Raw genomic sequence first — 12,779 nt, 5'->3', positions numbered from 1 at the left:
CCTTTGTTATAAATGCTATTATGTGAGTACATTAAGAAAGCAGATTAAGTGAGAAACACAATAAAAAACAAAGGGCGCCTAAAAACAATTGTGCAAGTTACTTAATAACAGCTTGGGAATCAGTGATTTACAAACAAATATGTGTAGGAGAAGAAAGAGAGGATTTATCGCATGAGAAAGTTATTAAGCGTGATTTGTATGGTGTCTTTATGTGCAACTGTAATAACGGGATGTTCTTCTAAAAACGAAAGTGCAGAAACTGCAACCTCTGATCAGAATACTTCCGCGCCTGCCGCCGAGTCGGATTCTGCTGAGAAAGATACAGGGAAAGACGGAGGAGGCTATGTGATCGGTTACGCTTCCAAATCATCCACGACGCCGTTCTGGGTTCAGTTAAATGACGCGATCCAAAGTGCGGCGGCGGATGCCCAGGTTACGGTAAAGGAAATTGGGCCGGCCAAGGAAAATGACGTAGCCGGACAGATTTCCGTAATCGAAGATTTCCTGACCCAGGATGTGGATGCGCTGATTGTGGCTCCCTGTGACGATGTGGGTGTAGCCCCGGCCGTACAGAAATTCATCGACGCCGGCAAGCCGGTGATCGCAGTGGACAACGGAGTGACCGGCGTCGATATCACCGCCCTGGTTGCCACGGATAATAAGGCTTCCGCAGGCGCAGCTGCCGCCTATATCGCGGAAAAGCTGGGAGACGACGCGAAGGTGGTAACGATCGATGGCGTTGTGGCTCAGGGAACCGGAAAAGACCGGAAAAACGGGTTTGTGGATACACTGAAGGAAAAAGCGCCTAACGCGGAAGTGGTCAGCTCGATTGCCGCGGACTGGGTGGATGACACCGCTCTGAAAGGAGTGGAGGACCTTATCAACGGAAATGTGGAATTCAATGCCATCTTTGCCGCATGGGACGGAGGAGCGCTGGCAGCTTATCAGGCATGTAAATCTGCGGGCAGAGAGGATGTCATGATTGTGGGACACGACGCATTTGAGCAGTCCTGTGATCTGATGATCGCCGAAGATCCTATTTTCCAGGGTTCTGTAGCCCAGAATCCTTCCAATATGGGAAGCCTGGCTGTACAGACCGCGGTCAAAGCACTGAGCGGAGAGACCGTAGAAGCTTTTAACGATTCCGGTTATCAGGTCGTGACGGGGGAAAATGCCGCCGAGTATAAAGAAACGAACTACAGTAAATAGGGTTGATACATTTGTGTCAATTTGCACCCTGGTAAAACAGGGTGCAAATTTTTCAAAAAAATCAGGACGGTGGGACGATGAACGATGCGGTTGTATTAGAAATGAAGAACATAACCAAAAGATTTCCCGGAGTTCTGGCCCTTGATAAGGTTCAGCTCACCCTGCACAGGGGAGAAGTGCATGTGCTGCTGGGTGAAAACGGGGCGGGGAAATCCACATTGATCAAGACGATTACCGGCGCGTATATCCCGGATGAGGGAGAGATCTTTCTGGAAGGCAAGCCGGTCCGGTTCGACAGCCCTCTGCACGCGCAGAAGCTGGGGATCAGCGCCGTCTACCAGGAATTCAATCTGATTCCCGAACTGGACGCGGCTAAGAATATTTTCCTAGGCAAAGAGCTGATGGTGGGGAAGACTATCAAGCTGAACAGCCGGGAGATGTACCGGAAGAGTGAAGAATACCTGGAGACGATCGGAGCCAAGTTAAATCCCAGGATACCGATCAAAAACTTGGGAGTTGCCGCCCAGCAGATGGTGGAGATCGCCAAGGCGATTGCTACGGATTGTAAGATTTTGATCCTGGATGAACCGACGGCCGTGCTCACGAACCAGGAGATCGACCGTCTGTTCCAGGTGGTGGAGACGCTGACGAAGCGCGGCGTTGCCATTATATTTATCTCCCACCGGCTGGAAGAGATCAACCGGATCGGGGACCGGGTAACCGTCATGCGTGACGGGGCTTATGTGGATACCATCCAGGTGGAGAAAGGAAAGTTAGATACCGACTATCTGGTCAAACTGATGGTTGGGCGTGAGATCACCAACAAATTTCCCAAAATAAATGTTGCCATCGGTGAAGAGATTCTCCGGGTGGAACATCTGAACCGGAAAAATGTATTAAAGGATATAAACCTGACTCTTCATGCGGGAGAGATCCTGGGAATCGGCGGATTAGTGGGCGCCGGGCGAACAGAGGCCGTAAAGGCGATCTTTGGAGCAGATCCCATCGACAGCGGGGAGATCACCGTGTTCGGAAAAAAGGCGCTGATACGCCAGCCCAAGGACGCCATCCGCCTGGGAATCGGACTCGCGCCGGAAGACCGGAAGGTAGAAGGGCTGAATCTGGGCATGTCGATAAAGGATAATATTATCATGGCCAGTGTGGATAAGATCAGCAGATGCGGAGTGATTGGACGCAGAAAGCGGACGTCAATTCCGGAGGGGTTAAAGGATAACCTGCGAATCGTGACCCCATCCATCAATCAGATGGTGGGAAATCTAAGCGGCGGAAACCAGCAGAAGGTCGTGCTGGCCAAATGGCTGGCGTCGGATTCCCGTATCGTAATCTTTGACGAGCCGACCCGCGGCATCGATGTGGGAGCCAAGGTCGAGGTGTATCAGCTCATGAACCAGTTGATCTCCCGGGGCGTCGGAATCATTATGATTTCATCCGAGCTGCCGGAGCTGCTTGCCATGTCGGACAGAATACTGGTGATGCACGAGGGAAGAATCACCGGTGAATTAAGCCATGAAGAAGCCAGCCAGGAAAAAGTGCTGCGCCTGGCATCAGGAGGGATTTGAAATGAAGATCAAGAATGATAAGGTCAATACGTTCATACATAACAATTCCAGTCAGCTGACGGCCGGCGCGGGTCTGCTGATTATGATCCTTATTTTGAGTATCGTATCGGAAAACTTCTTTTCCGCCAAGAATCTGATTAACATCTGCTTACAGGCGTCGGTCATCGGCGTCCTGGCGATCTGTGAGACGTTTGTTATCATTTCCGGCGGTATCGATCTGTCTGTCGGCGCTATCGTGGCCCTTTCTTCCGCTATGATGGGCGAACTGGTAGTGAACAGAGGATTAAACGGAGCGCTGGGGATTCTGGCGTGCCTGCTGATCGGCTGCCTGTGCGGCCTCATAAACGGCCTGCTGATCTCTCTTTTAGATATGCCGCCGTTTGTAGTGACGTTAGGTACCATGACTATCTTCCGGGGGCTGGCCTATGAGTGGACCAATGCGCAGGCGATCTACGGCCTGCCGGACAGCATTAATTTTCTCGGGCAAAAATATATCGGGATCATTCCGATTGCCGTTATTACCGTGTTTTTACTCTATCTGATCTCCTGGTTCATCTTTAAACACACGAAATTCGGACTGTATACCTATTCCATCGGCGGAAATGTAGTTGCCTCCCGCCTGTCCGGAATCAAAGTGAAAATGATCAAATGTGGTATCTATACGTTAAGCGGCGTACTCTGCGCCATCGCCGGTATTATTATCGCCGGCAGAATGAACGGAACCTCCGGGCTGGTAGCTTCCGGGTATGAGACGGACGCGATCGCGGCGGCCGCCATCGGCGGAATATCCATGGCCGGCGGGAAAGGAAATATATGGGGAACTCTGATCGGAGTCCTGGTTATGCAGTGCATCCGAAACGGGATGAACCTGCTGGGAGTCTCTTCCTATCTCCAGATGGTGGTGATCGGCTCCGTTATTATCATAGCGGTTGCCATGGATTGCATCCGGAGACTGAGACAGTCTTGAGAACAGAATGACAGAATAAGGAGGATATTAGACATGTTGGAAAATAAATCCGCGTTTCAGGTCAGTGAACGGGTGGAAAGGCTCTGGAAGAGAAGTACGGACCTTTCCAAGAGCGGGAAAAGGAATGTATATGTAGACAACCCGGAGTTCCTCGTATATCACTGGTCAGGGCACAGTGCGGGCTTTTCGCCGGCAACCGGGGAGATGGCCCTGTCAGATGATGAGAGGATCAACCTGGGAGACCACAACTGCCGGGTAGATACGGGAGTGCCGTTTCCTTATGCAGATGAGATGCCGTCGAAGGTGGACGGATTTGAGTATTCGGTAACGAACTGGGCCAGGGACTACGCTTTTTTTCTGGATCACAGTCCGGCGGAGGTATATCCCGATGAGAGAATCGTGTCCGAATTCCACTGGCAGCTGGATGAGGCAAGAAAATTCGTCTATCCGGAGGAGGTTACGGAACTGGGCTTTGAGCTGCGCCAGCTGGGAGCCGGTGGCACGAGCCTGGCGCACACCTGTCCGGACTTAAGCATCGGCTTGAAAAAAGGCTGGGCCGGACTTCTAAAAGACGTAAAAGCCAGTCTGGAAAAATGGAAGACGTACGGCAACGAAACCCGTGTGGAGTATCTGAATGCCCAAGTGATGGTAGTGGAGGCGATCATGCGTTTTATCGGACGCCACGCCGATCAGGCGGAGAAACTGGCCGCGGAGGAGAGCGAACCGCAGCAGAAAAAGCTTTATCTGGAAGTGGCCGCCAATATGCGCCAGATTGCATCCGGCAAGCCGAAGACCTTTGAACAGGCGGTCCAGTGGATTCAGGTCTATGAGGTGGTGGAGAGGATCAACGGCCATGGCAACGGCTATGGACGACTGGATCAGCTGCTGATCGATTTTTACCGGAAGGATCTGGAGAAAGGGATCATCACCAGGGAAGAGGCCAGGGAGCTTTTAGCGGAGCTGTATTTAAAATACGGCGGCAACTATTTTTCCTTCGGGGGCAGAGATATCAAGGGCAAGGATGCCACCAACGAAATCAGCTGGCTGGGGCTTGAGGCCTATGATATGGTGGGCGGTTATAACCATCTGGGGGTTATGTGGCACCCGGATATGGACGAGAGCTATTACCATTATGCCTGCGATGTGGTGACACGGCATGGCTGCGGAGTGCCCACGCTTGTGAACTATGACGTGCTAAGAGACTCGGAGCTGTACAGCGGTTACCGGTATGAGGATGCCTGGAATGTGTCCTACAGCGGATGCCAGTGGTATTGCTCCGTGGGTAGTGAATACAGCGATCATGATCTGAATTCCTTTGTGCTGACTGCGCCCATGCAGCGGGCGATGAAAAGAGCCGAGGAGGAAGCATGCGGCGAATTCGAAACCTTCTTCTCCATCTACGAGGAGGAAGTGGAACGGACGGCGGAGGCGCTGGCGGAATTCAAGAACCGGGTCTATAAATGGCAGGCCAGGGTATGGCCGGAGATGGTAACCACCCTGTGCATGAAGGACACGATAGACAAAGGACTGGATATTACAGACATCGGAGGGGCCCGCAATGCTTATACTTCGGTCAACGTGCTGGCGGTTCCCAATGTGGTGGACTCCATCTATGCCATAAAAAAGGTGATTTTCGAGGATAAACTCTATACGATGGCCCAGTTAAACGAGGCGATAGCCAACAACTGGAAGGGCCAGGAGATATTCCGCCAGATCATGCTCAAGCAGGAGAAGTTCGGCAATGACGAGGATCACGTAGATGAGATCTATCAGCGGGTGGCCACGAATATACGGGAAACCCTGGAGCGTCAGCACAACATCAAAGGCTTCCATTTCCGGGCGTCTCTGTTCCAGTATATGGGACACACCTACGCAGGCCCCATCATCGGCGCGACCCCTGACGGCCGTCTGGCGGAAGAACCGATCGCCCATGGCTGTAACCCGATGCATGGACGCAATCATAACGGTATAACGGCTACCGCAAAGTCCCTGCTGAAGGTACCCTTCCGCAAATATCAGGGAGGTTCCCTGCAGATTGAACTGCAGCCCAAGTTTTTCGACGGGAAGGAGCAGAAGGGGAGTTATATCGAGAAATTCTCCAGGGCCTACATGAAGAACGGCGGAGTCCAGATCAATTTTAATGTCATCGACCTGGATCAGTTAAAGAAAGCCATCGATGATCCGACAAATCCCGAATATTCGGATATCGTGGTCAAGGTGACCGGCTACAGCGCCCACTTTGTGGTGATGGACCGGGAATTCCAGAAAGAATTCGTGACGAGGATTAACTATGAAGCCATCTGATTACAAGAAGGACTGCGGGCTGGTATTTGATTTCCACAGAGGGACCACCCATGACGGGCCGGGAATGCGCACCACGGTTTTCCTGAAAGGCTGTCCGTTACACTGCGCCTGGTGCCATAATCCGGAGAGCATCGACCCTCATCCAGCGCTCCAGTGGACCGAAAGAGAATGTATCGGATGCCGCACCTGTGTGAATACCTGTCAGTTCGGAGCCGTACAGGCCGACGAAGAGGGAATTCAGATCCGGCGTGATTGGTGCCAGGAATGTTACCAGTGTGCGGAAAAATGCCCGCCCGGCGCGCTGAAGGTGGTTGGAACTTATTGGGATGTGGACAGTCTGGCTGCGGAAGCTTTGAAGGATTCCATGTTTTTTGAAGATTTCGAGGGCGGAGTGACCGTGTCCGGGGGCGAGCCGATCCTGCAATACCGGTTTGTGACCGAATTTTTAAAGAAAATAAAAGAGGCCGGACAGAATACGGCGTTAGATACCTGCGGCCTGGGACTGCGGGAAGCCTATGAATCGGTCTACCCCTATGTGGATACCTTTCTCTATGATATCAAACTGATGGATAAAAATGAGCATATCCGGTATACGGGAATGAGCAACCAGCTGATCCTGAACAATCTGATCTGGCTCATCCAGAAGGCCGGCGGAGACCCGGACAAGAAAATATGGATCCGGACTCCTCTGATTCCGGGAGCTACGGCCACGGAAGAAAATATAGAGAAAATAGGCAAGTTTTTGAAAGGGGAAGTGCTTAAGGGAATCGAACGGTGGGAACTGTGCGCCTTTAACAACGTGTGCAAAGACAAATACCGGAAAATGCATCTGGAATGGGACTATCGGGATACCCCTCTGATGACGGAGGATAACGCCAACCGATTCCTGCAGATTGCCCGGAAATATGTGGGAGAGAAAGCGGTTCTCTCCGGCTTGACTGCCAAAGATTAGAAACGCGTGTGATGAAAACTGCGCAGGGGGTATACCGCGTAATAAGAGTACTGCGTAAGATGAATACCGTGTAAGATAAATACCATGTAAGATAAAAACCGCCGGCTGCATCGGAATTTTGACTGAAAACTGCAGACAGATCTGAGTGAAATCAGTCCGTCTCCAGACAAAATCCCGAAGTGACCGGCGGTTATATTGTTATCCTTTTACAATTCTTGTGCCGGTCTTACCGTTCAGACCGTCCACAGCTTTTTCCAGAATCGTAATCAGGGCGCTGCGTCCCTCGCGTCCTTCCACAAATTCCACTGCCGCCTCGATCTTCGGTAGCATGGAACCGGCGGCAAAATGTCCCTCTTCCATATATTTTCTGGCTTCGGTGGTAGTCATCACATCCAGCCACTGTTCATTTTCCTTTCCATAATTCAATGCCACTTTCTCAACGGCGGTCAGGATGATCAGCTCGTCCGCATCGATCAGCTCTGCTGTCAGCGCGCATACGGCGTCTTTCTCAATCACTGCGCTGGCGCCTTTTAAGTGATGGCGCTGGGCCAGCACAGGGATACCGCCGCCGCCGGCAGCGATGACAACCTGTCCGGCATCCAGAAGGGCTTTGATGGCGTCGATCTCGATGATGTCTCTGGGTTTCGGAGCGGCCACGATCCGCTGGTACCCTTTATCGGGAACCTCCGTCACATAGTTCCCCTTTTTTTCTTCCAGCTCCGCTTCCTCCTGATCCATGTAACGGCCCACTTTTTTCTCGGGGTTATAGAACGCCTCGTCATACGGATCCACCTTGACCTGAGTCAGGACCGTGCTGACGGTTTTATAGATTCCACGGTTCAAAAGTTCTTCCCGGATGGAATTCTGTAAGTCATATCCGATATATCCCTGGCTCATGGCAGAACACACAGACATGGGAGCGGCGGTAAACTCCGGGTGGCGGCCGGCAAATTCATTCATAGCGGTGTGTATCATACCTACCTGCGGCGCGTTGCTGTGGGAGATCACCAGCTGATATCCGTCTTCAATCAGATCCGCGATGGATGCAGCGGCCTCGTGAGCCGCTATTTTCTGTTCCGGCAAGGTAATCCCCAATGCTTTATGTCCCAATGCCACGACGGCTTTCTTCTTGTTCATATTCCGTACCTTCCTTATATTTATTCTCTGAATACTTACGTTAAATTATATCGGTTGACGCCGGAAATTGCAATACATGGGCTTAAAACCACGAAAAAATATGTGGCGGTCTTTCCCGTTTTTGGTTGTATAAAGCGGGATTACCTGCTATAATGAAGCCAACCTGATGAAAAAGAATTTTCTGATTCACAAGGGGACGATTATAGAATGCCGGAATCTGACGGCGTGCCTGCCGGCGCCCGGAAGAGGTAGGTTTTAAAGGTATTTTGCGCCCTTTTATCAGGAATGATAGAAGGGCTTTTTGGTTCCCCAATACAGCCGGAAGGAGGGACGTGAATGAGGAAAATCGCAGTGATCTGTGCGATCCTGGAAGAACCGGGAGTCAGCCAGAAGGATTTCAACAAGGTGGTGTCGGAGTTTCATGGTATCGTGAGGGGCCGGATGGGCATTCCCTTTGATCAGGAGGGAATAGCCGCCGTGTCGATTACGGTTATGGCCGAAATGGACCAGATCAACGCTCTGACAGGTAAATTAGGACGGCTGCCGCACGTGTTTGTGAAGACAGCGATATCACAGAAGGAGGTATAGGGGAATGTTAAATCATGATGGTTTCGTACCCGAAGAGGAATTTATTAACGGAGATTATATCCGGGAGACCCTGGAAAAATCCAAGGCGGCAAGCGATGAGGAGATCGAAAGGATACTGGACAAGGCGGACCGCTTTGAGGGCCTGACCCATCTGGAGGTGGCGGCTCTTTTGACCAATGAGAATCCGGTTCATCTGGAACGGATCTTTCAGATTGCCGGAAAGATCAAGGAACATATCTACGGCGACCGTATCGTGATGTTCGCGCCGCTTTATCTGAGCGATTATTGTATCAATGGCTGTACATACTGCGGATTTAACTGCCATCACAAATATAACCGGAAGAAACTGACCATGGATGAGGTAAGGGAAGAGGTGCGTATCCTGGAAAAAATGGGACACAAGCGGCTGGCCCTGGAGGCGGGAGAGGATCCGGTAAACTGTCCGATCGAATATATACTGGACTGCATCAAGACGATCTACGATATGAAGACGGACGGGGAAATCCGCCGGGTCAACGTCAATATCGCTTCCACCTCCGTCGAAGAATTCCGGATGTTGAAAGAGGCGGGAATCGGCACTTATATTCTGTTCCAGGAGACTTACTGCAAGGAGACTTACGAGAAGATGCATCCCCATGGTCCCAAGAGCAATTACTGGTATCACACGACTGCTTTTGACCGCGCCATGGAGGCGGGGATCGATGACGTGGGCGGCGGTGTGCTCTACGGCCTGCATGATGACCCGAACTTTGAAGTTATGGGACTGATGCTGCACAATGAACATCTGGAGAAGAAGTTCGGCGTCGGTTTCCACACCATCTCATCCCCCAGAATCCGTCCGGCGGAAGGCACAGATCCGACAGCCATGGATCACGGCGTAGACGATGAGAAATTTAAAAAACTGGTGGCCATCGTGCGGCTTGCGGTGCCGTTTACGGGAATGATTATTTCTACCCGCGAAACCATGGAGATGAGAAAAGAGCTGATCAAGATCGGAATCTCCCAGATCAGCGGCGGTTCCAGCGTGGATGTGGGCGGCTATAGCGCCAGGGAGCGCAATGAACCGCAGTTCATACTTTCCGACAGCCGGACCAACGAAGACGTGGTGGATTGGCTGATGGAGGAAGATGTGGTTCCCAGCTTCTGCACGGCCTGCTATCGCAGCGGAAGAACCGGCGACCGGTTCATGTCCCTGGCAAAATCCGGAAATATCAAAAACGTCTGTCTGCCCAACGCCCTTATGACTCTGACCGAATACGCCTGTGATTACGGTTCGGATGAGTTCAAAAGGAAGGTGGACCGGCTGGTCGCCAGCAAGCTTCCGAAGATTGATAATGAGAAAGTACGCACCCTGGTTGCCGGAAATATTGAGAAAATCAAGGGCGGAGAAAGAGACCTGTTTCTGTAAACGAACGGTTCCCGGGGAATCCCGGGAGCCTTTTAAGAGAAAGTTAGAATAAGGAAAGGAGCCCCCGAATGACAACAAACGACATGAACCAGACCCCTATGGGGAACCGCTATCATATTGCCATATTCGGAAAACGAAACGCCGGAAAGTCTACTCTGATGAACGGGTTGACGAAACAGGAGATTTCCGTCGTTTCCGATGTGGCGGGAACCACCACGGACCCGGTATATAAATCCATGGAGCTGCTGCCCGTCGGCCCGGTCGTATTCATCGATACAGCGGGGTTTGACGATATCGGGGAGCTGGGGGCGCTCAGGATCAAAAAGACCAGGCAGGTGCTGCGAAAGACGGATTTTGCGCTGGTGGTTCTGGATGCGCAGGAAGAGCCGGATCGTGAGCTTTTCGACTTCCTGAAGGAGATCCGGCTGCGATCTCTGCCCTGCCTGGCGGTGATTAACAAATGCGACGCGGCAAAACCGTCCGCCGGTTTGATAAAATTGCTGGAATCGGAACAGATTTCCTACATTACCGGATCTGCTTACCGGCCGGACTTCATCGGCCGGATTAAAGAGGCGGTCATACAGGCGGCCTCCACGGTAAAAGAAGAGCCCCCTCTGCTGGAAGGGGTTGTCAGGCCGGGTGATCTGGCGTTGCTGGTCACTCCCATTGACAGCGCCGCTCCCAAAGGAAGGATGATACTGCCCCAGCAGCAGACGATCCGGGCAATTCTGGACGCAGACGCCATGATGGCTGTGACCAAAGAGAACCGTCTCAAGGAGACCCTGGACAGCCTGGCGGTAAAGCCGTCCATCGTCATCACGGATTCACAGGCATTCCGGCAGGTCAGCGCGCAAACGCCGGAAGATATCCTTCTCACCTCGTTTTCCATCCTGTTCGCCCGGCAGAAAGGGGAACTTAAGCCTATGGTCAAGGGGGCGCTGGCGGCGGACCGCCTGAAAGCGGGAGATAAAGTATTGATCGTGGAAGGATGCACCCATCACAGACAGTCCGATGACATCGGAACCGTGAAGATCCCGCGGTGGCTGCGGGAAAAGGCAGGGGACGGCCTGGAATTCGCCTGGGCCTCCGGCACCGGGTTCCCGGAGGATCTGACCGGTTACGCAATGATAATCCATTGCGGGGCCTGTATGCTGAATCAAAGGGAAATGCGCTACCGGATGCAGACAGCCCGGGAGCAGAATGTTCCCATGACAAACTATGGGATGCTCATCGCGCATGTAATGGGCATTCTGCCCAGGGCTTTGAAACCTTTCCGGGAAGAGATAGAAGACGAGATACAAGAAGAGGAATAAAAAGATGCGATCGACCAGAGAACAGACTATTCAAAGAATCGTACAGATGCCCACACGGGAGGCGCTGCTGGGGCTGATCCGCGATGAAGAATATCATGACGATATCAAAAGGCTGGCCGGTGAAACCAGAGACCGAATCTACGGGCATCGGGTGTATCTGCGCGGGCTGATCGAGATCTCGAGCTACTGTAAAAACAACTGTTACTACTGCGGCATAAGATCGGCGAACAGAAACGCGCTGCGCTACCGGCTGACTCCGGAACAGATCCTGGACTGCTGCCGGACCGGAGCTTCTCTGGGATTTTCCACCTTCGTACTGCAGGGAGGAGAAGATCCCTGGTATACGGACCGGCGTCTATGCGAAATAATCCGTTCAATCAAAGCGGAACACCCCGGCTGCGCCGTCACCCTGTCGCTGGGCGAGCGGTCCCGCGAATCCTACCGCCTTCTCTATGAAGCCGGCGCCGACCGGTATCTTCTCCGGCATGAGACGGCCACCCCGGGGCACTATGCCAGGCTTCATCCGCCGGAATTGAGCCTTGAACACCGGATGCGGTGCCTGGCTGCCCTAAAGGAGATCGGTTTCCAGACCGGCGCGGGCTTCATGGTGGGCTCTCCCTGCCAGACCTTGGAACATCTGGCCGCAGATCTTATCTATCTTACCGAACTGAATCCTCAAATGGTAGGGATCGGGCCGTTTTTACCCCATCACGAGTCCCCCTTCGCGGACTTCGCATCCGATCCTTCCATGGCCACCGAGGTTCAGGACCCGCTCAGCATGACAGTCCTGATGGTAGCCTTAGCGAGGCTTCTCCTGCCCCATGCCCTGATTCCCGCCACCACGGCCTTAGCCACGCTGTCCACGGAAGGCCGGGAGAAAGCGCTGGACGCGGGAGCCAATGTGATCATGCCCAACCTGTCACCGGAAGATGTCAGGGGGGCCTATCTCCTCTATGACAACAAGGCAAGCTTTGGCACGGAAGCGGCGGAATCCCTGGAGAAAAACCGCCTGGCGCTGGAAAAAAGCGGATATATCATGGATATGTCGCGTGGAGACTATATAGGTTAATGGGGGACATGTCCATTTCGGCTTGGGACAGGGCTGCCGCACTCACTTAGCGCTCTTCCCCAGGACTTCACATGCCCGCTGCTTAGGGCTTGGAACAGCGGGCGGTATACGGGGACGTTCCGGGGTGGCCGGGGTCTTTTGTATCTCCCTGGAAGCGCGGAGGGCTTGCGCTGGAATACGCTAAGTGAAATCGAAAAGCCGGGTTCAGGAACCGAGCCTATTCACCAGGAACACGTGATGTGTTCCCGGTTC

At 52.7% G+C, this 12,779-nt stretch carries 10 protein-coding genes; 9 read left to right on the top strand and 1 reads right to left on the bottom strand.

Annotated elements, in window-relative coordinates:
* Nucleotides 1–171: 171 nt before the first annotated feature.
* The 5 genes from KTH89_RS15005 (at nt 172) to KTH89_RS14985 (ending at nt 7,012) form a co-directional block, all read left to right on the top strand.
* A complete protein-coding gene (locus KTH89_RS15005; RefSeq protein WP_158348589.1) occupies nt 172–1,209 on the top strand; it encodes a sugar ABC transporter substrate-binding protein in 1,038 nt (345 codons plus the stop codon).
* Between the two features lie 77 nt (nt 1,210–1,286).
* Nucleotides 1,287–2,789 (top strand): sugar ABC transporter ATP-binding protein, encoded by a 1,503-nt coding sequence (locus KTH89_RS15000; protein ID WP_158348588.1) that lies wholly within the window; start codon nt 1,287–1,289, stop codon nt 2,787–2,789.
* Between the two features lies 1 nt (nt 2,790).
* On the top strand, nt 2,791–3,756 hold the full coding sequence (locus tag KTH89_RS14995) for an ABC transporter permease (RefSeq protein WP_238722244.1): 966 nt from the start codon (nt 2,791–2,793) through the stop codon (nt 3,754–3,756).
* 33 nt (nt 3,757–3,789) lie between these two features.
* Complete coding sequence (locus KTH89_RS14990; RefSeq protein WP_158348586.1) at nt 3,790–6,060, top strand: pyruvate formate lyase family protein; 2,271 nt, start codon at nt 3,790–3,792, stop codon at nt 6,058–6,060.
* Complete coding sequence (locus KTH89_RS14985) at nt 6,047–7,012, top strand: glycyl-radical enzyme activating protein (protein ID WP_158348585.1); 966 nt, start codon at nt 6,047–6,049, stop codon at nt 7,010–7,012. The genes KTH89_RS14990 and KTH89_RS14985 overlap by 14 nt, the downstream gene beginning before the upstream one ends.
* Before the next feature lie 198 nt (nt 7,013–7,210).
* Here KTH89_RS14985 and arcC read toward each other — a convergent pair whose 3' ends face one another.
* Nucleotides 7,211–8,149 carry a carbamate kinase gene (arcC, locus tag KTH89_RS14980; protein WP_158348584.1) on the bottom strand — a complete coding sequence of 313 codons (939 nt, stop codon included), beginning with the start codon at nt 8,147–8,149 and terminating at the stop codon, nt 7,211–7,213.
* Between the two features lie 336 nt (nt 8,150–8,485).
* Here arcC and KTH89_RS14975 point away from each other — a divergent pair, with 336 nt between their 5' ends.
* The 4 genes from KTH89_RS14975 to hydE all read left to right on the top strand — a co-directional run bounded on the left by KTH89_RS14975 (nt 8,486) and on the right by hydE (nt 12,527).
* Nucleotides 8,486–8,737, top strand: coding sequence for a TM1266 family iron-only hydrogenase system putative regulator (locus KTH89_RS14975; RefSeq protein ID WP_158348583.1), 252 nt, complete (start codon nt 8,486–8,488; stop codon nt 8,735–8,737).
* A gap of 4 nt (nt 8,738–8,741) precedes the next feature.
* Complete coding sequence (gene hydG / locus KTH89_RS14970; RefSeq protein WP_158348582.1) at nt 8,742–10,145, top strand: [FeFe] hydrogenase H-cluster radical SAM maturase HydG; 1,404 nt, start codon at nt 8,742–8,744, stop codon at nt 10,143–10,145.
* Between the two features lie 68 nt (nt 10,146–10,213).
* Nucleotides 10,214–11,458 carry a [FeFe] hydrogenase H-cluster maturation GTPase HydF gene (hydF, locus tag KTH89_RS14965; RefSeq protein WP_238722243.1) on the top strand — a complete coding sequence of 415 codons (1,245 nt, stop codon included), beginning with the start codon at nt 10,214–10,216 and terminating at the stop codon, nt 11,456–11,458.
* Nucleotides 11,459–11,462: 4 nt separating this feature from the next.
* Nucleotides 11,463–12,527 (top strand): [FeFe] hydrogenase H-cluster radical SAM maturase HydE, encoded by a 1,065-nt coding sequence (gene hydE / locus KTH89_RS14960; protein ID WP_158348581.1) that lies wholly within the window; start codon nt 11,463–11,465, stop codon nt 12,525–12,527.
* Nucleotides 12,528–12,779 lie beyond the last annotated feature (252 nt).

Origin of the sequence: Diplocloster agilis, from assembly GCF_019042275.1 — a bacterium.
Lineage (GTDB): Bacteria > Bacillota > Clostridia > Lachnospirales > Lachnospiraceae > Diplocloster > Diplocloster agilis.
This window is presented reverse-complemented; position numbering and strand designations above follow the sequence as displayed.